The 21147-nt window shown below is 64.4% G+C and carries 22 protein-coding genes; 8 read left to right on the forward strand and 14 right to left on the reverse strand.

Annotated elements, in window-relative coordinates; all coding sequences use genetic code 11:
- Position 1: 1 nt before the first annotated feature.
- Positions 2 to 241, reverse strand: coding sequence for a hypothetical protein (locus O9320_11350; GenBank protein ID MCZ8311445.1), 240 nt, complete (start codon positions 239 to 241; stop codon positions 2 to 4).
- Positions 242 to 660: 419 nt separating this feature from the next.
- Here O9320_11350 and O9320_11355 point away from each other — a divergent pair, with 419 nt between their 5' ends.
- Positions 661 to 1098, forward strand: coding sequence for a helix-turn-helix transcriptional regulator (locus O9320_11355; protein ID MCZ8311446.1), 438 nt, complete (start codon positions 661 to 663; stop codon positions 1096 to 1098).
- Between the two features lie 101 nt (positions 1099 to 1199).
- Here O9320_11355 and O9320_11360 read toward each other — a convergent pair whose 3' ends face one another.
- Both O9320_11360 and O9320_11365 read right to left on the reverse strand, forming a co-directional pair.
- Positions 1200 to 1802: a hypothetical protein gene (locus tag O9320_11360; GenBank protein MCZ8311447.1), complete on the reverse strand. Its 603-nt coding sequence runs from the start codon at positions 1800 to 1802 to the stop codon at positions 1200 to 1202.
- A 176-nt stretch (positions 1803 to 1978) separates the two neighbouring features.
- Positions 1979 to 3085 (reverse strand): helix-turn-helix transcriptional regulator, encoded by a 1107-nt coding sequence (locus tag O9320_11365; GenBank protein ID MCZ8311448.1) that lies wholly within the window; start codon positions 3083 to 3085, stop codon positions 1979 to 1981.
- A gap of 96 nt (positions 3086 to 3181) precedes the next feature.
- Here O9320_11365 and O9320_11370 point away from each other — a divergent pair, with 96 nt between their 5' ends.
- Both O9320_11370 and O9320_11375 read left to right on the forward strand, forming a co-directional pair.
- Positions 3182 to 3580, forward strand: a complete 399-nt coding sequence (locus tag O9320_11370) for a ribbon-helix-helix domain-containing protein (GenBank protein MCZ8311449.1) — start codon at positions 3182 to 3184, stop codon at positions 3578 to 3580.
- A 291-nt stretch (positions 3581 to 3871) separates the two neighbouring features.
- Positions 3872 to 5104: an MFS transporter gene (locus tag O9320_11375; GenBank protein MCZ8311450.1), complete on the forward strand. Its 1233-nt coding sequence runs from the start codon at positions 3872 to 3874 to the stop codon at positions 5102 to 5104.
- Between the two features lie 3 nt (positions 5105 to 5107).
- On the opposite strand, the gene O9320_11380 is transcribed toward O9320_11375, so the two are convergent.
- Complete coding sequence (locus tag O9320_11380; protein ID MCZ8311451.1) at positions 5108 to 6400, reverse strand: O-acetylhomoserine aminocarboxypropyltransferase; 1293 nt, start codon at positions 6398 to 6400, stop codon at positions 5108 to 5110.
- 59 nt (positions 6401 to 6459) lie between these two features.
- Positions 6460 to 6621: a hypothetical protein gene (locus tag O9320_11385; protein MCZ8311452.1), complete on the reverse strand. Its 162-nt coding sequence runs from the start codon at positions 6619 to 6621 to the stop codon at positions 6460 to 6462.
- A gap of 131 nt (positions 6622 to 6752) precedes the next feature.
- Here O9320_11385 and O9320_11390 point away from each other — a divergent pair, with 131 nt between their 5' ends.
- Genes O9320_11390 through O9320_11400 form a run of 3 tightly spaced genes read left to right on the forward strand, consistent with a single transcriptional unit; the run spans position 6753 to position 9735 of the window.
- Positions 6753 to 7676, forward strand: a complete 924-nt coding sequence (locus O9320_11390) for a LysR substrate-binding domain-containing protein (protein MCZ8311453.1) — start codon at positions 6753 to 6755, stop codon at positions 7674 to 7676.
- Complete coding sequence (locus O9320_11395; GenBank protein ID MCZ8311454.1) at positions 7673 to 8833, forward strand: cyclic nucleotide-binding domain-containing protein; 1161 nt, start codon at positions 7673 to 7675, stop codon at positions 8831 to 8833. Before O9320_11390 ends, O9320_11395 begins: the two co-directional genes overlap by 4 nt.
- The gene (locus O9320_11400) at positions 8830 to 9735 is read left to right on the forward strand and encodes a DMT family transporter (protein ID MCZ8311455.1); all 906 of its coding nucleotides are present in this window, start codon (positions 8830 to 8832) and stop codon (positions 9733 to 9735) included. Before O9320_11395 ends, O9320_11400 begins: the two co-directional genes overlap by 4 nt.
- Here O9320_11400 and O9320_11405 read toward each other — a convergent pair.
- The 9 genes from O9320_11405 to O9320_11445 all read right to left on the reverse strand — a co-directional run bounded on the left by O9320_11405 (position 9698) and on the right by O9320_11445 (position 19582).
- Entirely contained in the window at positions 9698 to 10735 is a 1038-nt protein-coding gene (locus tag O9320_11405) for an alpha/beta fold hydrolase (GenBank protein MCZ8311456.1), read from the reverse strand. The genes O9320_11400 and O9320_11405 overlap by 38 nt on opposite strands.
- A 4-nt stretch (positions 10736 to 10739) precedes the next feature.
- On the reverse strand, positions 10740 to 11180 hold the full coding sequence (locus O9320_11410; GenBank protein MCZ8311457.1) for a hypothetical protein: 441 nt from the start codon (positions 11178 to 11180) through the stop codon (positions 10740 to 10742).
- A 4-nt stretch (positions 11181 to 11184) separates the two neighbouring features.
- Positions 11185 to 13218: a hypothetical protein gene (locus tag O9320_11415; GenBank protein ID MCZ8311458.1), complete on the reverse strand. Its 2034-nt coding sequence runs from the start codon at positions 13216 to 13218 to the stop codon at positions 11185 to 11187.
- Positions 13219 to 13262: 44 nt separating this feature from the next.
- On the reverse strand, positions 13263 to 14477 hold the full coding sequence (locus O9320_11420; protein ID MCZ8311459.1) for an NADP-dependent isocitrate dehydrogenase: 1215 nt from the start codon (positions 14475 to 14477) through the stop codon (positions 13263 to 13265).
- A 413-nt stretch (positions 14478 to 14890) separates the two neighbouring features.
- Positions 14891 to 16354, reverse strand: a complete 1464-nt coding sequence (locus O9320_11425; protein MCZ8311460.1) for an amidohydrolase family protein — start codon at positions 16352 to 16354, stop codon at positions 14891 to 14893.
- Positions 16355 to 16447: 93 nt separating this feature from the next.
- The gene (locus tag O9320_11430) at positions 16448 to 16846 is read right to left on the reverse strand and encodes a VOC family protein (GenBank protein ID MCZ8311461.1); all 399 of its coding nucleotides are present in this window, start codon (positions 16844 to 16846) and stop codon (positions 16448 to 16450) included.
- Positions 16843 to 17778 carry an isopenicillin N synthase family oxygenase gene (locus O9320_11435; GenBank protein MCZ8311462.1) on the reverse strand — a complete coding sequence of 312 codons (936 nt, stop codon included), beginning with the start codon at positions 17776 to 17778 and terminating at the stop codon, positions 16843 to 16845. The genes O9320_11430 and O9320_11435 overlap by 4 nt, the downstream gene beginning before the upstream one ends.
- A 13-nt stretch (positions 17779 to 17791) precedes the next feature.
- Positions 17792 to 18868 carry an ABC transporter substrate-binding protein gene (locus tag O9320_11440; GenBank protein MCZ8311463.1) on the reverse strand — a complete coding sequence of 359 codons (1077 nt, stop codon included), beginning with the start codon at positions 18866 to 18868 and terminating at the stop codon, positions 17792 to 17794.
- Positions 18869 to 18976: 108 nt separating this feature from the next.
- Entirely contained in the window at positions 18977 to 19582 is a 606-nt protein-coding gene (locus tag O9320_11445) for a TIGR00730 family Rossman fold protein (GenBank protein ID MCZ8311464.1), read from the reverse strand.
- 177 nt (positions 19583 to 19759) lie between these two features.
- On the opposite strand from O9320_11445, the gene O9320_11450 reads away from it, so the two are divergent.
- Entirely contained in the window at positions 19760 to 20209 is a 450-nt protein-coding gene (locus tag O9320_11450) for a cytochrome c (GenBank protein MCZ8311465.1), read from the forward strand.
- Between the two features lie 13 nt (positions 20210 to 20222).
- The gene (locus tag O9320_11455) at positions 20223 to 21116 is read left to right on the forward strand and encodes a cytochrome c (protein MCZ8311466.1); all 894 of its coding nucleotides are present in this window, start codon (positions 20223 to 20225) and stop codon (positions 21114 to 21116) included.
- Positions 21117 to 21147 lie beyond the last annotated feature (31 nt).

Genomic DNA, 21147 nt, shown 5'->3' on the forward strand with positions numbered 1-21147 from the left:
CTCAACCCGCCTCGAACAAGCGCCGACCGTCCGGCGTGAGTTTGCAGACGAGCCAGTCGGGCTTCAACGGGTTGGCGTACCATGGTTCGCACCAACCTTTGTCGAGGCAGGCTTTGACTGTGCGCGGATCGATCTTGCGGCCATCGCCGACGAAAAGCGGAAGTTTGCCGCCCGGTTCGCCGAGGCCGCGTGCCAGCCACGCGCGCTGCAAGGCTGTCGGTTGCCCGGGGCCCGGCGGCAAGCCTTTGGGACGACCGTCGCCGTCGCGTTTGGGTGCAGGGGGTTCGTCGAAGCCGGAGACGCGGCGCGCCGGAAAAGGTATGGGAACGGAAGACATTCTTGCTTTTGTGTTTCTTGTGTTCTCGTGCGTCGCGCGCACAACGCGACGAGTGTAGCCTCAATACGTCACTTTGAGCAATTTGAAGTCGCGTCGCGCGCGCCGCATTAGTTTACTTCATCGCCGATGCAATTTTTGTAATCGCACAACTTAATGGTCTTGGCGCGAGGTTACTGCGGATGTAAAACTGAAAGTGCGGTGTGTTGCGGCGCAACGCCCGCAGCGGGTACTACAATCGTGGTCCAAATATGTTGTGTTCACCATACAAATGGCGTTAAAAAAAAGACATCCCCCTTGCGAGTCGATTAACAGGAGAAGAGACGATGGCTACATCCGAAAATGCATCGCGCGGCAAGGTCAAGCGCCGCAAGTCGCGCGCCGAGGCCCGCCGCACGACGCCGGTCGATGTCCAGGTCGGGCGCAACGTGCGCCGTCGCCGCATTGAACTCGGTATGTCGCAGACGTCGCTTGCGCAGGCCTGCGGGATCACCTTTCAGCAGATCCAGAAATACGAAAACGGCGCCAACCGCGTTTCGGCGTCGCGTCTGTGGCAGTTTGCCGCCGTGCTCGGCGTGCCGGTCGTTTATTTCTTTGACGGTCTCGGAACCCCGAAGGCCGAAGTGAAGGGCACCAACCCGAGCAAGCTCGAACGCAAGATCGACGACGACACGGCCAAAATTGCGCGCAAGATTGCTTCGATTCAGGACGAGAAACTGAAGCGTCGCCTGAAGACGATGCTGGCGGCACTCGCGGCCAAGTAGGCGCGCGGAAACGGTATGACGGACGGCGGAGCGGTTAGGCGGCGTAAGTCGCAAGGCTCTCTGCCGTTCGCCGTTCGCCGTGCGTTGCTGCGTGCTTGCCGTCAGGCAGGGCGTTTGATTGCTTCTTCGGGGCGCCCTGCAGGTGCCGGAGCCAGTTCGATCTCCGCGTAGCCCGGCGACATAGCGCACGCCTCAAGATAGCGGCGCGGCGACGTCATCAGCATAAAGCGGCGGTCGCCTCGGCGGATGTCGGCTTCCGCACTCGCGAAACCGTAGATGTCGTGCGCGCGCGAGAACGGCTTTTCGCGGTTCTCGACATAGGCGATCTCAGGTTCGGCGATGCCCACGCAGGTCGTCCAGCGCCAGTTTGCAAGCGCGTAGAGATTGACGAGGCGGATCATCGGCAGGATGGCGCCTTTTTCGCCGCTTAAATTGCTGCCCGCCCCAACCCACGCGATATGTACATGCTCGAGCATGCGCGCACTCGGTGCGGTCACAAGGCAGGTTTCGGCGCCGCGCGGCGCGCCGTCGTCGCCGAACCAGAAGCGTTGGTTTTCCATCGCGTCGGCGAGGTTGGTGCCGAGCCAGATCAGCCGCGCGCCGCAGCTCGCGACGGCTTGGTCGCCGCGCAGGCCGTACAGCATCATTGTGTCGGCCGTGCCGCCGGAGTGGTAGGCGCCGTCGAAAACCGGCGAAAGCGACATTCTTTGCGAATTCTCTTTCGCGTAGATTGAATATTCGGCCAGCGAATGTCCGACCTCCGGTTCCAAACCCACCTTCCGCAAAGCCCCCACAAGTCGGACCGCCTTCATCGATGCTGCTCGCCGCAGATGTGCGGGCAATGCCTCAGCCGAGAATGCATCGAGGAAGGGGACAGTTTTCATGTCTGGCTCTCCGGCGGTTCCCAGGGGGCGGAAACGACGATGCCCGAATTGCGGTCTGGCAGGGCAAGCCGCCAATAGTTGCGGCGATTTCCGCCGATACGCAACGAAAGCTTGTAGAGGGTCGCTGAATTTTCACGCAGCGATTCGGTCAGATGGCGGTCGACGAGTGCGGCGAAGTCGCGGTCGGTCGGCCGGTCGAGGACCCGGCGGCCGACATAGCGCGCGGTCGGCAGTTCGTGCGCCGAACTCATCTGAAGCGACACAGCCTCTCCGTCGATGACCGAATAGATGTGCGCCGCGCGGAGCTTGTTCGCGGCGGCAAGCCCGGTCATCGGCGAACTGCCGGCATGCGCCAACCGCAGCGTGTCGCGCAGCGGATCCGGCGTTTCGTCAATGCTCCGGCGCTCGACCACCCATTCGCCGGGGGGCAGCGGCGTCGCCGCGAGAATGCGCCGACCCAAAGCAGCGATCGCATCGGACGGCGTCTCGCTTTCCGGCAAGTCGAACGCGTCGCCGTTCGCAAAGCGGTTGCGCAGCACGCGCTTGATCCCCGCGCTATGCTCGCCGAGCCAGTCGCGTGCCGCCGTCAGCGCCTGGCGCGTGGCGACGTTGGGGGCGTAGTGAAGACGCAGCGTGCCGATGGCGTCGAGGCTCATGCCGACGAAACCGAGATTGCGGCAGGCAAACGCGACGATGTCTTCCCGCCCTGGTTTCAGTCCGAGGATCTCGTAAGCGAGAGCCGCAAGATCGGTGCGCGGATGGCGCGTGGCGATGCCGCTTTCGTCGAACCAAAGGCACGTCGGTTGCGGCAGCGACAGCCGCTCGAGACGCACGATTCGGCGGTCGAGATCCGCGTCCTGTGCGGAAGGCTTGCTGTCGATTTCGAAGACCTCGAAGAGGAAACGGTCGCGCTCTGCGGCGTCGCTGCGCTCTTCGGCAACGGCGGTCGCGATCGCGACGATGTCTTGCGCGTCGAGCTTTGCGGTTCGGCCCTGGAAGATGCGCTGGATCGTATCGGCACTGCGCCCGCACATGCGCGCTGCCGCTTTGAAAGTGATGCGACGCCGCTCCAACGCAGCACGAAGATTCGAGACCAAATCCATTCCAGGCATTTCTGCACCCTCGAAGCGGTGGAAGTGCGGAGGCAGACCGCGTTTGTATGCAGGATACCTGAAATTCTTTAGCAAGGAATGGCCCATATGCCCCTTTTGCAGTCGCTGCGTGCGTCTCGGATCAAAAACGGCCATGGGAATGCCGACTCCACGATGGACTACGCGCGGTCGACGTCGAGAAACAGTTCCGGCGCGCGCCCCCTTGATGGGCTGGCCGGGCGCGGTCGGCAAGGCAAAGTCCTGACGCGCGGACGGGGGCGCAAATCTGCCTACGAATGTATTGAAATCACACCGCGTTCAGTTTGGATCGGTGGGCGGCGCACGTCGATTCGCCTCGAGCCGGAGTTTTGGGAGGCGCTTTCCTACATTGCAAAGCGCGAAGCAACCGATCCGCCGGGCGTGTTGCTGGAAATCGAGCGAATCCACGGACGTAGCCGATTCGCATCGAAAGTCCGCGTTGCGATTCTGAACTATTTCCGACCCTGAACAGGACGGCCCGTGCGGCCGTTCCGCTCGGCGGGGACGGCACGGGAGAAAACAGTTGCAGTGAGTTCTCGATAACGGCTGAATGGTTGTATACATCTGACTACGTCCGTAATCACGAACGCCGTGTTTTTTGCGGTTTCGACGTTCGGATTCGGCCTTGACAATGCCTTGTATGTTGCAATTCTTGCCGAGTCGGGCCGCATCGTTGATGTCGGAAGTCATATGCGGTTCGAAATGTTCGGCGACAATTCCATGCTTGTTCCGGCTGCGTCCGGGGATCATTCTGCGGATATGGCACAGGCACAACCGTCGCACGGGCTCGCCCAAGCATTTTCGAATGTCGGGCACAGCTATTCGCATCTGCTGACGATGCTGTTCCCAACCGTCGTACTCGCCCTCGAGAGCGCGTGGTCGATGAGTTACGGCGAACTGATCGCGCTGATGCTGGCAGGCCAGATTCTGTTCGGTGCGGCGGCCTTGCCGGCGGGGTGGATTGGCGATCGCTGGTCGGCCGTCGGCATGATGGTAGTTTACTTCATCTGTAGCGGTCTTGCCGCGATCGCGACGGGTTTTGCGAGCTCGCCGCTGCAGATCGCGGTCGGGCTTGGCGCCATCGGCATGTTCGCCGCGATCTACCATCCGGTCGGCATGGCGTGGCTGGTGCGCACGGCCGTGGATCGCGGCAAGGCGCTCGGCGTCAACGGCGTCTACGGGGCCGTTGGCATTGCACTCGCACCGCTTGCGGCGGGTTTGCTGACGGACTGGATATCGTGGCGCGCGGCCTTCATCGTGCCCGGCGTCACCGCCTTTGCGATTGGCCTTGCCTTATGGGTGTGTGCGGCACAAGGGCGCGTTGTCGACACGCCGCGCGACGTGAATCCGACGCCTGAGCCCACGCGTGGGGATGCGGTGCGCGCCTTCGTTTTGCTGTCTTTCACGATGACGTTTGTCGGCCTCATCGGTTCGACTTTCATGGTCATGCTGCCCAAACTCTTCGACGACCGTCTGCGCGACATCACGGCGGGCGGCGTGTTCGGCACCGGCGCGCTCGTCACGACGGTCTATCTGATTGCGGCGTCGGCGCAGTATTTTGGCGGGCGATTGGCCGACCGCTATGCGATGAAGCGGGTCTATGTGGCGGCCTTTGCGATCCAAGCACCCGTGCTATTCGTCGCGGCGTTTCTCGACTCGTGGCCGCTTCTGGCGATCGCGATCGCGATGGTGTTCGTGAATGTCGGCGCATTGCCGGCCGAAAACGGCATGCTTGCGCATTTCACGCCGGGCAAATGGCGTGGCACGGCATACGGCGCCAAATTCGTGCTCGCCCTTGGCGTCGCGGCCGCGTGCGTGCCGCTGATCGGGCAGGTCTACGACCGCACCGGCGGCTTCTTCTGGCTCTTCATGGTGCTGTCGGCAGCGGCTGCCTTTGTTGCGGCGATCGGCGCGTTCTTGCCGAACGACCGTGCGGGGGCGGCACCGCGTGCGACCATACCTGCCCAGCCCGGCGCTGTCGCGGCCGAATAGCGCTTAGCCGCCCGCGCGCGCCAAGGCGCGGTCGAGATCGCGTATCAGATCGTCGCTGCCCTCAAGCCCGACCGACAGGCGGATCGTGTCGGGACCGGCGCCTGCCGCAATCTGCTGGGCTTGCGTGAGTTGGCGATGCGTGGTCGAGGCGGGGTGGATGATAAGCGAGCGCGTGTCGCCGACATTGGCAAGATGGCTGAACAACTCGACGCCTTCGACGATGCGCACGCCTGCATCAAAGCCGCCTTTGACGCCGAAGGTGAACACGGCCCCGGGCCCCTTCGGCAGATATTTTTTGGCAAGCGCGTGGTAGGGGCTTGTTTTGAGGCCCGCATACGAGACCCACGCGACGGCAGGATGGGCCGCCAGATATTCGGCGACTGCTTGTGCGTTTTCCACGTGCCGCGCCATGCGCAGATGCAGCGTTTCGATGCCGGTGATGGTCAAAAATGCATTGAGCGGTGCCATGGTAGGGCCGAGATCGCGCAAGCCCACCGCGCGCGTTTTCATTGAATAGCCGAAGTCGCCGAACGTCTCGGCGAATTTGAGGCCGTGATAGGCCGGGTCCGGTTCGGTCATCGACGGGAATTTGCCGTTCGCACCGAGCCAGTCGAAGCGGCCGCTTTCGATCACCGCACCGCCCATCGCGTTGCCGTGCCCAGCAAGGAACTTGGTGGTCGAATGGAGCACAATGTCGGCGCCCCATTCGAAGGGCCGGCACAAAAACGGCGTGGCGAGCGTGTTGTCGACCATCAGCGGTATGCGGGCGGCATTGGCGATCGCGGCGATCGGTTCGAGATCGACGATCGAACCGCCGGGATTGGCGAGCGCCTCGCAGAAAATCGCTTTGGTCTTGGGCGTGAGGGCGGCCGCGAAATTCTGCGGATCGGCCGGATCGACGAAATGGCAGATCCAGCCGAACTTCTTGAAGGCATGCGCAAACTGCGTGATCGAACCGCCATAGAGATTGCGGCTGGCGAGGAACTCGTCGCCCGGCTCCATCAGCGAGAAAAACGCGAGCAGCTGGGCGGCATGGCCCGATGCCGCGCATACGGCAGCTCGCCCGCCTTCGAGGCTCGCCAGCCGTTCTTCCAGGACTGCGACCGTCGGATTGGTCAGGCGCGAATAGATGTAGCCGAAGGTCTGCAGGTTGAACAAAGACGCGGCATGGTCCACGTCGTCGAAGACGTAGGCCGTGGTCTGGTAGATCGGCGTGCTGCGCGCACCCGTCGTGGGATCGGGTGCGGCACCGGCATGGATCGCGCGCGTCGCAAAATCGTACGGGTCATTGGCCATTGCAGTCCCTCGTCTGTTTAGGGCCGCATGGTGCCGCATCGACGCGCGTTTTGAAAGCGCTAGCGGGTTGGTGCTGGCCGCATCGCGCCGCCGCTACGCAGTGCGGCGCGCAACCATCGGCGAATATCCGCCAGAATGGCGGCAAGCGCTTCGGCGCGAAGTTTGTGGGCCTTCTGGACATAGGCCGGATAGTCGATCGGGTTGCGGGCGGGGGGCGTCATGGCGATCTCCGGGACCGGTGTTTGCGACGTCCCCACTGTCGGCGCGATCTTCGCTGGCGATAATCGGGTGATTCGGACTATCGTTTGTGAAATTCCATCACGAATAGACGTTAGCGTCGGGGGGAGGGGCGGTGGATTCGGCGGGCGAGATGGCGGCTTTTGTCGAGACGGCCGAACGCGCCAGTTTTTCGGCGGCCGCGCGCGCGCTCAAACTCACCCCGTCGGCACTGTCCAAACTCGTGGCGCGGCTCGAGGCGCGGTTGGGCGTGCGCCTCCTGCAGCGCACCACGCGGCGCGTAACGCTCACGCCGGAGGGCGACGTGTTTTTCCGCCGTGCGCAGCGCATCGTCGCGGATATTCGCGAGGCGGAAAACGAAGCGGCATCGTTTCGCCAGCGCCCGCGCGGGCTGCTGCGCATCAATGTCGGCAATTCCTTTGGCATCCAGCAACTTGCACCGGCCTTGCCGGAGTTTCTGGCGCGACATCCCGAGTTGAAGGTCGAGATGGCGTTGATCGATGCGCATGTCGATCTGGTGGCCGTCGGTGCGGATCTTGCCGTGCGCGTCGGGCCGATCGGCGACGAGCGCATGATCGCGCGCAAGATCTGCGATGCGCATCGCATCGTCTGTGCGGCCCCTTCTTACCTTGCCGAGCGCGGCCGACCGCTTCTGCCGGGCGACCTGCTCGCGCACGACTGCATTGTGATGGCGGGCATGCCCGCTTTGGCGCGCTGGCCGTTTCGCGATGGCAGCATTACGGTTTCGGGCCCTGCGACCTCCGACAGCGCTTCGGGGGTGCTCGAACTCGGCGTGCGCGGGCTGGGGCTTGTGCGGCTTGCGGATTTCGCCTTGGCGAATTTTGTGCGCGACGGGCGCCTGGTGCCGGTGCTCGAAGAACACAACATCGTCGAGAGCCTGCCGATTTCGGTGCTGTATCCGCCCGCGCGGCATCGCACACCGAAGATTGCCGCCTTCGTCGATTTTATGATGCGCCGCTTTGCCCATCGCCCTTGGCGGCTCGACTCGGCACCCAAGCCGCCGAGGAAAGCGCGATGATCCGGTCGGCCCGCGCGCGCGCTTTCTCGCTGCTCGAGAACGACGGCATTCCCTCACGTCTGCGCCGGAGTTGCGACGCGCTGTTCACGCTCGCGATATTCGCGTGGTTGGCAGAAGGCGTGTTCCGCACGGTGCCGACCTTCGGGCGCGACGTTCTCGGTACCTTTGGATGGCTCGAACTGTCGATCGGGCTGCTGTTTGCATGCGAGTGGGGATTGCGCCTCTGGATAGCACCCGAGCAGTACCACGAAGGTGCGATGACGGCGTCGAACGCGCGCCGCCTATATCTTCATTCGCCGCTCGGCCTGCTCGATGCGGCGATCCCGCTGGTGTATTTCTTCGGCGACCGCGTGTTGGGGCTCGGCGGCGCTGTGATCGAGATCGTCGAGCTGCTTGCGGTCTTCAAACTCACGCGCTATTTCCCGGGGCTCGATCTCGTTTTCTCCGTGCTGCGCACCGAGATTCGCCCGCTCGGCGCCGCCCTTGCGGCGATGCTTACGTTGCTGCTGCTTGCCTCGAGCGTGATGTACTATCTCGAACGCGACGCCCAACCCGACATGTTTGCCTCGATCCCGGCGTCGATGTGGTGGGGCATCGTCACGATTGCGACGGTCGGCTACGGCGACATGGCGCCGGTGACACCCTTCGGGCGGCTTGCGACCGGCGTGGTCATGCTTATCGGCATTGCGCTGTTCGCACTCCCCGCCGGCATTCTCGCCAACGGCTTTGCGGTCGAACTCAAGCGCCGCGATTTTCTCGTTACCTGGCGCTTGGTCGCGAAGCTACCGATTTTCGCCGATCTCGATGCGGCCGTGATCGCGTCGATCGCGCGCCTGCTGCAGCCGCGCGCGATGCCCAAGGACAGCGTGGTGATCCGCAAGGGCGAGCCCGCGCACGGCATGTATTTCGTGCTGAGTGGCGAGCTCGAAGTGCATGTGCCGGGCCGCACCGTGCGGCTTGGGCAGGGCAGCTACTTCGGCGAAATGGCGCTGCTCTCGGATCGGCCGCGCTCCGCGACGGTCGTTGCCAATGTCGATTGCGAGCTGCTCGAGCTTGGATCGGCAGAATTCAAACGCGTCTGCGCCGAGTATCCGCTGCTCAAAGAGCGGGTCGAAGCAGAAGCGGCGCGCCGGTTGGCGGCATCGGCCCAATCGTGAGCGTTTGGCGTTCCGACAATATCCGTGCCGCAGGTGCGATGACGCTTGCATCGGCCGTGTTCGTGTTCAACGACGCCGCGATGAAGCACGTAGCCGAGAGCGTGCCGATGATGCAGGCGATGTCGGTGCGCGGGCTCGCGGTTTCCTTCGTGCTCGCCGTTCTCGCCTACGCGACCGGGGCTTTCAAGCGGGTCGGCATGCTCGCAAGCCCACTCGTCTGGGCGCGCGCGCTGAGCGAGACGATCGGCTCGCTCGGCTTCATGTCGGCGCTACCGCACGTTCCGCTCGCGATCGCGACGGCACTCGGCATGGCCACACCTTTGCTGCTGCTGCCGCTGGCATGGATCTTCCTCGGCCAGAAGATCGGCATACGGCGCGTGGGCGCCATCTTTGCGGGCTTTGTGGGCGTGCTGCTGATCGTGCGGCCGACCGCCGACGGCGTGGATCTATGGCTGCTGCTCGCGGCGTCCTCGGTGCTTTTTTTCGCCCTTCGCGACGTGGCCACGCGCCGCCTGCCGCCCGAATTGCCAGCCTTGCTGATCGCCCTCGTGATGTCCTTGACTGTGACGGCGGCCACCAGCGTGCTTGCTTTGTCGGCGGGCTGGCAGCCAATGGGGCCGAGCGCGTGGATCGGCGTGTCTGCGGCGGCCCTGCTCGTCGGCACCGGGTATCTGCTGATGGTGCAGGCGATGCGCATCGGGGACATCGCGATGACCGGCAGCTTCCGCTACACGGCGATGGTATTCGCCGTGGCTCTCGGCTGGTGGGTGTGGGGCGAACTGCCCGATTTTGCGGCGTGGTGCGGCATTGGGCTCATTCTCGCGTCGGGGTTGTATGCGCTGCATCGCGAGCGCGTGCGCGCCCTCAGCGCCACAGCCCGCGCGCCGCAAGCCAGCGATTGATGATCTCGGCGACGGCCGCGTTGTTCTTGTCCATCATCGGCAGATGGCTGTTGCCGAGGATGCCGAGCTGCGGCAGGTCGATCGCCTCGGCAGCGCCGCCGGCGGCCCGCAGCGCTTCGAGATAGCGCAGGCCGTTGCCCTTGATGGCGGGCCAGCGGGCATCCTGGTCGATGAAATCGCCGTAGACGGAAGCGACCGGCACGCCAGCGAGGCTCGCGGCCTTGGCCGGATCGCCGAAGCCTGCGGGCTCGATCGCCACGATCGCGCGCACCTTTGTGGGCAGCGTTTCGGCGACGCGAAAGGCGAATTGCGCGCCTTGCGCATGGGCCAGCAGCACGCACGGGCAGATGCGCTCGGCCAACGCCACATAGGCCGCGAGTACGGCGGCGTCGGTCGTTGTCCAGCGGGGCACAAATTGTTTGGCGAACGCGTCGTAATATTCGACCGGGAACTGCGTGCCTTCGAGCGCTTCGCGCTTCGCGTAGGTGCCGGGGCCGCCGCCGATGCGGAAGCGCTCGAACGGCTCGGGCTTGGCGAGAAACACGGGCTCGCCCGCGAACACCAGCGGCGACTGCGCGAAGCCCGCCCGACCGCGCTCGACCGCGTCGGCGTTGTAGACGGGCCAGCCCCGGCGCAGAAAGAAATTGAGCCAGCCTTCGCGCCCGTCGGGCGTGGTTTCGAAGGCAACGCCGGTCATGCCGCCGCCATGCATCAGCAGCAAGGGCACGTCGCTGCGCACGGCGGCGGGCACGAAATACTGCACATAGGCATGTTCGACCGCGAACACGCCGTTGGGATCGATGCGCGCGACGGGGCCTCCAGGTGCCACCGGCGTTTCGCGCACCGGCTGGCCTGAAATCGCGACATCGCGCCCGCCGACATGGAACGAGCCCATCTCTGCCAACCGGATCGGTCCGTCGATGCTGGGGGCAGGGGCGCCGCCGCAGGCCGCAAGGAGAGCGGTCAGTGCGATCACGGCGAGTGTCGAAAAACTGCGCATGGCCTCAGCCCTTTGTTTCGGGCGGATCGAACGCATCGCCCCACGCGGCGCGCAATTCGTCTTGGCGCGTCTGCAGCTGCGTGAAATTGTCGACCTGGCCGCGCGCGCGCAGCAGCTGCACGATCAGCGGGCTGATGAACGCGATCGACATGCCGAAGCCTCCCGCCAGGATCGGCACGAGCCACGCCGATGGCTCGGCGACCGGATTGCGCGTGGGATCGAGGAGGCCTGCAAGGATAACCGGCCCTGCGGCGGCGAAGGTCATGGTTGCACAGCCCAGCGACACGAAGCGATTGCCGCTCGATTCGAGGGCGAGCACCGCACCTGCCGGCGCGAATACGCCGACCACGTAGATCAGCATCGTCGGCCGGAAGATGAACACGCCCACCAGCAGAATCGAAACTGCGAGAATGGCGAACGCATTGTAGGCTGTGCTGAGCTGCATGGGATCACCCGCTGCGAACGAGTTGGAAGAAAAGTTGCACGAGCACGGTGATCACCGCCGCTGCCGACAGAATCAGCAGCGCGATTTCCTGGCCCTTGTCCCGCGCCATGCGCCGGTTGGCGTCTTCGATCGATTCGCGCATGTCGAGGATGCGTTGGTTGGCGTCCCATTCGTGTTTGGCGCGCATGAACTCCGCACCGTCGCCGCCGAACACGACCGGGTCGGTCGCGAGGTCGGCGAGGGTCTGGATGTCGTTGGCGCTTGCCGCTGCATCGGCCTTCTGCATCTGCTCTTCGCGCACATGCGGCTGGCGCAGCCGCCCGATCAGCGCCTGTGCGGCCTTGAGGCAGAGCCGGCACAGATTGGGGAGCTGGCGGCCGGCCGCTTCGATCTGCAGCTTCACGCCGAGCTTCAGCACCGTTGCCGCCGCGCGCGGATCCTTGCCGTCGAAGGTTTTGAGCGCCATGAGGTCGGCGGGCTTGATGCCGCCGCGCGCACTCAAGAAGGCCACGATATGCGGATCGGGATCGAAGCTGCCGTTCTGCAACTGGTGCTCGATGACCGGCAAGAGATCACCCACCGCATCGACCCAGGTGCCCGAGACTGCCGGCGAAAGGCAGGGCGCATCGGGATTGAGGATGTAGAGGGCGCTCTCGATCTTCTCGAGCCCGTGCGAGATGCGGTCTTCGACGTCGAGCAGCATCTTGGCTTGCTCGTCGACGAGGCCAAGCGGGGTGGCGGCCTTCGCCCACAGATGCACGAGGCGCGCGCCGAACAGCTCCTGCATCTGGTCCCGCTTGCCCGGATCGAGCAGGGCCGCGTACATGACGGCCCCGGCCCCGTTCGGGAAAAACGACAGATCGCGATAGCGCACGGGCCCCATCGGATCGCAGCGCACCGCCTCGCGGCCGAGCTGCACGGCATCGCTCGCGAGCAGTTCCTGCGCTTCCTTCTTGCCGGTTTCATCGACGGCAAGGGCGAGCACACGCTGGACGTCGTTGGCCTTGAGCCACACGGCGATGTCGCCGCGATGCAAGGCCGCCGCGGCCGGACCCGGATAGCGGGTGATCGCGTAGGAGAGTTCGCGCGGCTCCAGGCACGCGACCGGGCCGATCTGGATCGTGGTGCCGCGCCGTGCAGCCGGCCGCCGGTTCGACAGTTCGGGACGGCGACCGTTGCACCAATCGGTGAGGGCGGCGAGCGACCAGCGTTCTTTGATGTCGTCGTCGAGCAGCGAGACGACGGCGTCCAGGAGTTCGCTTGGCACCTGCGAGGTATCGACCATGGCGCTGATCGAGCCGTAAGCGAGGCGCCGTGCCATCAGCGCGTCGGGGTCCTGGCCTTCGCCTGGATATTTACCGGTGGCAAAACAATAGAGCGTCATGCCGAGGCCGAACATGTCGTCGATGCTGCCGCCGGCACCTTTGCCGTCGGGTGTGGCGAGGGCTCGCTCGATCGTTTCGAAAGCTGCGGGCTGGTCGAAGCCGGGCGGGCCCAGCACGCAAGGACCCAGCGCAAACATCTGGCCCTTGGTGTCCTGGTGGAAGACGTTGTTGGGCCGGATCGAGCCGTGAATCGCATCGCGCTCGGCAAGTTCGGCCAAAGCAGCGCATGCCGGCTTCAGAAAATTGTTGATGAGCACCTTGGGCGTCCAGCCACCCCAGGCACGGCGGGCGGGCGTGAGGCCGACCGGCTTTTCGAACACGAAGCCGTAGGCATCGCGCCCGCTCGGCCGCCGCAGAACCCCGGAATCGAGCAGATTGAGCAGGCCAGACCGGTTGAAGCCGCGCAGGCGCTGGGCCGTGCGAATGCGCACCGAGCGGTCCGGCTCGCACACATAGGCAACGTGCTCGGCGTCGGCGAAGCGCTTGTCGATCGCGGAAAACGCTTCCGCACCGGGCCGATTGAACGCCGTGAGCGGCTTGGCGAGGTCGATCAGAATATGGTCGCCGAGGGCCACATTGCTGCCCGAGGCGCCGCCGGCGCCATCGTCGGCAGCGCGCACGGCGCGCCGGTATCGGGACATGGATTCCGACATCGGCGCGCCGTCTTAGGCTTGCTGCGCAGCGCTGCGCATCGCGGTCAGTTCATCGCCTTGACGAGGTTCTCGTCGATCTTGGCGAGGAACGCGTTGGTCGAGAGGTACGGCGCGTCCGGTGCGATCAGCACGGCGAGGTCCTTGGTCATGAAACCCTGCTCGACCGTTTCGACGCACACGCGCTCGAGCGTCTTGGCGAAGAGGCAGACCTCGGGCGTCTGATCGAACTGCCCGCGATACCAGATGCCGCGCGACCAAGCGAAGATCGACGCGATCGGGTTGGTCGAGGTTTCCTTGCCCTTCTGGTGCTCGCGATAGTGGCGCGTGACGGTGCCGTGGGCGGCTTCCGATTCCACGCACTGGCCATCGGGCGTGGTCAGCACCGAGGTCATGAGGCCGAGCGAGCCGTAGCCTTGCGCGACCGTATCGGACTGCACGTCGCCGTCGTAGTTCTTGGTCGCCCACAGGAAGCCGCCGGGCCATTTGAGGGCCGAGGCCACCATGTCGTCGATCAGGCGATGTTCGTAGGTGAGGCCCTTTTCCTTGAACTTGGCCGCGAACTCGGCGTCGAACACTTCCTGGAACAGATCCTTGAAGCGCCCGTCGTACGCCTTGAGGATCGTGTTCTTGGTCGACAGATACACAGGGTACCCGCGGTTCAAACCGTAATTGAACGAAGCGCGGGCGAAGCCGCGGATCGATTCGTCGACGTTGAACATCGCCATGGCCACACCCGGACCTGGGAAGTCGAACACCTGATGGCGGATGTTGGTCTCGCCGTCCTTCGAGGTGAAGGTGATCGAGAGCTTGCCCGCCGACGGGATCGTGAAGTCGGTGGCGCGATACTGGTCGCCGAAGGAATGGCGGCCGATCACGATGGGCTTGGTCCAGCCCGGGATCAGGCGCGGCACGTTCTTGCAGATGATCGGTTCGCGGAAGATTGTGCCGTCGAGAATGTTGCGGATCGTGCCGTTGGGCGAGCGCCACATCTGCTTGAGGCCGAACTCCTTCACGCGCGCTTCGTCGGGCGTGATCGTCGCGCACTTGACGCCGACGCGGTACTTCTTGATCGCGTTGGCCGCATCGACCGTGACCTGGTCGTCGGTGGCGTCGCGATGCTCGATGCCGAGATCGAAGTATTTGAGATCGATATCGAGATAGGGAAGGATCAGACGCTCGCGGATCATCTTCCAGATGATGCGGGTCATTTCGTCGCCGTCGAGCTCGACAACCGGATTTGCGACCTTGATCTTCTGCATTGGAACGGAGCTCCCCCTGGGGCACGTCTGTGGTCTGGAACGGCACGGGGATACACCGTTGCCGCGCGGAGTTCCAGGGGCTTAACGGCGCATCTGCGCAGCACTTGCCGCGATCCCAGAAAACGCGCGGCCAGTCGATCCGCCCACGACCACAAAGAATAGGTTACCAAACGCGACAACTCGCGACGGTCGCCTATTTAAGCTATTGAAAAACAAAAGATGTAACCGCCCCGACGATTTTCGGTTACCGATTTTGGCGAGCGCATTGCGGCGCTTCGCCTCGCTAAAAATTATTCACATGTCAAACAGCGCCCGCCGCCGAGCAGAACCCGACGCCGATAGCCGATTCGATCACACTGAAAGGAATTTTTCAAGAACGGAAAATTTTGCGGAAGTAGGTAAATAGAAGCCACTCAAAGCCGTCGCCGCATTGGCAGGGCGGAGGGATAGATGTGGTTGGCCGCATCGCCGGCCCAACTCGCAAGCCGGGCTTTGTATTTGTCCCATGCGATCTGGGCGCGGTGCATCAATTCGGCCTCGTCGAGGCCGGGGATCTTGCCGCCTTTCAGCACTTCGCGGCCCGCGACGATCACCGTGTCGCAATCGCGCCCGCTGCCGAAATGCACGAGGCTGCGCATCGGATCGTCGCTCGGGCCGTGGCGAAAGTCGGAAATGTTCCAGATACAGATGTCGGCGGCGGCTCCGGCCGCGAGCCGCCCCAAATCGGGCCGGGCGAGGGCGGTCGCACCGCCGACCGTTGCGGCATGGAAAAACGCGGCCACACTGCCCGCACCGCGCTTTTTGTCCGCGACCTTGCACAACAGCGAGCCGATGCGCATTTCTTCGATCAAGTCCGGCGGAAACGTATCGGTGCCGATGCCGAGATTGAGGCCGGCCGCACGGTAGCGGTCGAACGAGGCAAGCAGATCGCCCTCGCGCGCATTCACGAGCGGGCAATGGCAAACGCTCGTCCCCGTCTGCGCCAGCGCTTCGACCTCCGCAAAATCGCGCGTGTAGATCGCGTGGGTAAGGCACACATTGGGGCCCACCATGCCGGTGTCGATAAGCCATTCGAGCGGCGCCTTGCCGGTGCGCGCGAGCGACGCGGCCAGATCGTCGGCATATTCGGCGATATGCGTGCGGATATGCACGTCGCCCAACGCGCGCGCCTGGCGCATCGTTTCGCGCAGCAAATCGGCCGAGCAATTGCCGGCCTGGTACGGAAACAAGAAGCCCGTCAGACGCGGATTGCCGCGTGCACGCAGGCGCTCGATCAGGGCGACGTTGCGCTCGAGCCCGGCATAAGCGCGTTTTTCGTCCCACAATTTCGTGCGCGTGCCGTCGGGTTCGATCGCATCGACCGCTTCGCGATAGAAATGCGCCAACCATGCGCGCACGCCAAAACGGTCGGCGGCGTCGGCGATCGCGTCGGGTTCGCCTACGTGTTCGTCCCACAGCTTGGCGGCCCCGCCCGTGACCATGGCAAAACTTGTGGTGCCGTTCTTGAGCAAAGTCGCCATCGCGTATTCGGCACTCGCGCGCAGATCGTCGGCATCCCAATAATGGCGGGCATCCCCATCGCGCACGAATGCGAGCGGCTTCGGCACGCCTGGAACGTTTGCATCGCTGCGGAAGACCTGCGCATCGAGATTGGCGATGCAATGCAGATTGACAAGACCCGGCGTTACGAGCCGGTCGCCTGCATCGATCGTGCGGTCGGCGGCTGGGCAGGCAGCGTCGCGCGGATCGCCCGCAAACAGGATCGTCCCGTCGCAATAGACGAGCCTGCCGCCTTCGATCGCGACATGCTGCGTGCCGTCCCACGCGACGAGCCAGCCCGCATCGATCGCAACTCGCTCGGTGGACGCTGCCGCCATGCTTATGCTCCTGGTGGAAAGCCGTGTTCAGACTACTTTATCGACACACGGTTTCCCAACGCCAAGGACATGGGGGGCAATCGCTTTGGCGTATCACCCGCGATGGTTCAGGCGGAACACGTTGCCCTCGGGATCTTCCGCGACGATCTGCCAAGCACCGTAATAGGTGCGGTAGGGGCCCTTGATTACGCGACCGCCGGCTGCGGCCACGCGTGCCGCGACGGTTTCGATTTCTTCGGCGCGCGCGAAGACGAACGTGGCATAGGCGCGTATACCCTTGTCGCTGGGCACGCGATCGGCAAGATCGAGCAGCGCGTAAGCGTCGGTCTTGTTGAAGCCGAGTTCGGCTTCGCCCAAACGCAAGGCGCGGTAGATGGGCGAGCGCGCGGCTTCGTTCTCGGGCAGGCCCAGCACCGCGCGGTAGAACGCCAACAACGCCACCGGATCGGCGCAGAAAAGGTTGACGTCAAGGCAGACGGGCGCGTCGCTCATGCGGCTTTGGCGTAGGTCTTGCGGTACATCTCGGCCATATGTTCGCCCGCCGTGCAGGAATCGTAGGCGGGCGCTTGGCCGGGTGCAACGCTGCCGGGCACGGGCTCGATGCGCGCATCGTAGTTCGGCGAATAGAAAAACGGGATCGAATAGCGGTCGCGGCCCGATGCGTTGGCGTTGACCACGCGATGCGGGTTCGAGCGGTAGCGCCCGTTGGTCCAGCGCGGGATCATGTCGCCGAAATTGACGACGAAGCTGCCTTTGATCGGCGTTGCGTCGATCCAGCCGCCGTCGGCAGCCTGCACCTGCAGCCCGCCGAGATCGTCTTGAGCAAGGATCGTGATCGAGCCCCAATCCGTATGCGCGCCGGCACCGAACAGATCGGCGGGGGCTTGCGCCGGATGCGGCGGATAGCGCAAGAGACGCAGTGTCACCATCGGATCGGCCATCGTGCGGTCGAACCAATCGGGTGCCAATCCGAGCGAACGTGCGAGATCGCGCATCAGGCGTTCGGCGAGTTTCTGCATCGCGTCGATGTAGCGGGCCGTGTGCGCCGCCATGTCAGGCAGCGCCGCGGGCCATTGGTTTTCGCCGTAGAAGGCGATACCGGCTTTCACGTAAGGATGCTCGGGCGCGTAGGGCACGCCGCAATAGAAACTTTCTTTCTGGTCGGGCTTGGCCGCGAGATCGAGCGTCTGGTCGCCGATCGACTCGTAGCCGCGCCGCGTGGGCGAGTTGAACATCGAGATGGCGAGTTTTTCTTCGTGCGGCAGGGCGAAGAGTTTGGCGGCCCAATCGTATTGCCCGGCCACGAGAGCCTCGGGCACGCCGTGGTCGACCGCGTAGAAAAACCCGTGCGCTTCGCCGGCCGCGCGGATGGCGGCGGCGACATCGTCCGGGCTCTGGGCAAGACTGATGACCGGGATCGCCATGGTGCAAGCACCCCTAGCTGCGCACGCCGCGCAGCGTGCGGTCGGCCACCGGGGCAAGGAAGCGGTCGGAATAGACGTCGGCCGGGGAAAGCGTGCCCTGCAGGCCGAAAGTCTGCACGGTTTCGGCAATTGACGCAGCCAGGCGCGCTTCGGTGGCCGCCCCCCAGCCGCGCGCGCGCGTGTCGGCTGTGGTCATGCAGCCCTCGGTCACCATCTTGAGACGGTCGGTTTCGATCGCGAGATCGACCAGCGGATCGCGCGCCTTGACGGCGCGGCCGCCGGCCTCCGGATCGGCGATGCAGTCGATCCAGCCACGCGTGATGCCGCGGATGAAGCCCTGCACGAGGCGCGGATTTTCGGACGCAAGACGCGCGGAGACGACGAGCGCGTTGCCGTAGCTCTGCAGGCCGTAGTCGGAATAGCGGAAGGTGCGCGTCTGCTCGAGCGGCATGCCGGCCGCCTTGAGGCTCATTAGGCCGCTCATGAAGAAGAACGCCAGAGCGTCCATCTCGCCGCGCACGAAAAGCTGGATGCCGATGCCCGGATCGACCGACTGCCATTGCACGGAATCGACCGGGATGTTGTTGGCCTTGGCGAAGATCGGGAACAATGCACGCGAGGCGTTGGCGGGCTGGCCCGCAATGCGCTTGCCGATGAAGTCGCGTGGCTCGCGGATGGTCGAGTTGGCGCGCACAATCAGCGAATTGGCGTTGGTGTCGTACATGATGGCGGCGGCGATCAGGCGCCGGTCGGGGGTCGCGACATTGTGCTGGATCATCGACGCGAAATCGGCCGACGCCGCTTCGTAGGCGCCACTGGCCACAGCCGTGATCGCGCCGGTCGAGCCGTTGCCGGCATCGACCACGATGTCGATGCCTTCTTCGCGGAAATAGCCGCGTTCCGCCGCCAGGAGGACGCCGGCCGCACCGGCATCGACGCGCCAGCCGAGATTGAAGCGAAAGCGTGCACCTTGCGCATTTGCGCGCCCGCTGCCGAGCGTCAGGGCGACGGCCGGGGCGGCGAGCAACAGCGAGCGGCGCGAGACGGGAAGGGCGCTGCGTGTCGGCGGCAGGGGCGAAGAACGCGACATGGGATTTTCCTTTCGGCGGCCGAGACGGGAAATCGGATGTGCCGAAAATGTGCAAACGCCATGCCGCGTGCGGAATCTATTGTACAAATGTAATGCGTATATCTCTCTTTAGAACTTTGCAGGCTGGGCTTCGATGCGCGCAGCAGGGGCGGCGCGTAGGGCGGGAAGCAGGGCGTCGATCGTGTCGACCACACGGTAGAAGTCGCGAAAGCTCGGCTTTGCGTAGCGGCTCTCGATGATGCCGTCGATCGCCCCCAAGAGCTTGCCCCAGTAATTGTCGAGATTGCACACGACCAAGGGCTTGTCGTGCAGGCTCAATTGCCGCCAGGTCAGGATTTCGAACATTTCGTCGAGCGTGCCGGGGCCGCCGGGCAAGACGGCGAACCCGTCGGATCGCGCGAACATCATTTCCTTGCGCACATGCATCGAAGGAACCACGTGCAGCTCCGAGACTTGGCCGTGGCCGACTTCGGCGCGCATCAGATGCTCAGGGATAATGCCGACGACGCGGCCGCCTGCCGAAATGGCACCGTCCGCGACCGCGCCCATGAGGCCCACGCGCCCGCCGCCATAGACGAGGTCGATGCCTTCGGATGCGAGCTGGGTGCCGAATGTGAAGGCCGCTTCGCGGTGGCTGGGCGGGCCGTCGTTCGAAGAGCCGCAATAAACGCAGACTGCGCGAAGAGGGGGAGCTGCAGGAGGCGGAGTAGTCATTGATTGTTGCCGATCCTTGAACGGTCTATTCACAAACGGTGGATTGTTCGTTGCCTTGTTCTTAATCGCAGGACAATGTTTAAATCGCTCCGCGTTTTGCAGACTCGCCGTTTGCGAAAAGCCAACAATCTCGAAACCTTCCCCCATAAAGCAGAGGCTGCCCCGATGAAAATGTCCATGCGTTCGACAAGCTTTGCATTCGCCCTTGGTGTTGCCCTGCTTGGCGCCGTCGCCGGCGCTTCCGCTCAGGCGCCCGAAATCGCCGCGCGCCAGGATTTGATGAAGGCCAACGGTGCGGCCTTGCGCGTGCTGGTGCCGATGGTTCGCGGCGAAGCGCCGTGGAACGCCGCGGCCGCAGGCCAAGCGGCGGCAACCGTACAAAGCGATGCCGCAAAGGGCAAGGGCCTGTTCCCGGCCGGCTCGACGGCGGCGAACTCGGCGGCACTGCCCGCGATCTGGGAGCGCAAGGCCGAATTCGACGCAATCTTCGACCGCCAGCGCGATGCTGCCGCCAATCTCGTGCGTCTGGCTGCGGCCGGCGACGAGGCGGGCTTCAAGGCCGCATTCCCGGCATTGGGCCAGACCTGCGGTGCCTGCCACACGCCGTTCCGCCGTCCGGCCAACTGAGGATAACGCCGCTATGCATGCAAGCGCCCGCCTGGGCTTCATCGTCGCCCTGGCGGGCGTTTTGTTTTTGGCAGCACGCCCGGCGGCAGCGGCGGGCGACGCCAAACGCGGCGAATACATATTTGCTGCCGGTGGTTGTGCGGGCTGCCACACCGACGTCAAGAATAGCGGTCAGCTTTTGGCCGGCGGGCGCGAGCTCAAAACGCCGTTCGGCAGTTTCTACGGCCCCAACATCACGGCCCACCCGACGGCCGGCATCGGCCGCTGGTCGGACGATGATTTCGTGCGTGCGCTGCGCCTTGGTCGTCGCCCCGACGGGGCGCATTACTTCCCGGTGTTCCCGTATACGTCGTTTACGAAAATGACGGATCAGGACATGGTCGATCTCAAAGCCTACATCTTCACGCTGCCGGTGTCGGACAAGCCGAGCCGGCCGCACGATGTGGGCTTTCCTTTCAATCTGCGGCCGCTGCAATTCGGCTGGAAGCTGCTGAATTTCACGCCCGGCGCCTTCGTCGCCGATCCGGCCAAATCGGCCGAAATCAATCGCGGCGCCTATCTTGCCCAAGCCCTCGGCCATTGCGCCGAATGCCATTCGCCGCGCAATGCGATGGGCGGGCTCAAGCGCGACATGCTCTACGCGGGCGACCGCGCGCATCCAGGCGGCGGGCGCGTGCCCAACATCACGCCCGACCGCGACACCGGCATCGGCAAATGGTCGCCGGCCGATTACCAAGATCTTCTGTCGATGGGCATGACGCCGGTGGGCGATTTTGTGGGCGGCGACATGGGCGAAGTCGTCAAGAACAGCACGGGGCCGCTGACGCCGGCCGACCGATCGGCAATGGTTGCGTATCTGCGCCAATTGCCCGCCATCGCCAATCGCGTTTCGGGTCCCGCCCCCTAAAATGGGGCGGCGATTGCGGGGGCAGGCGAAA

Source organism: Magnetospirillum sp. (assembly GCA_027532905.1).
Taxonomy (GTDB): Bacteria; Pseudomonadota; Alphaproteobacteria; order CACIAM-22H2; family CACIAM-22H2; genus Tagaea.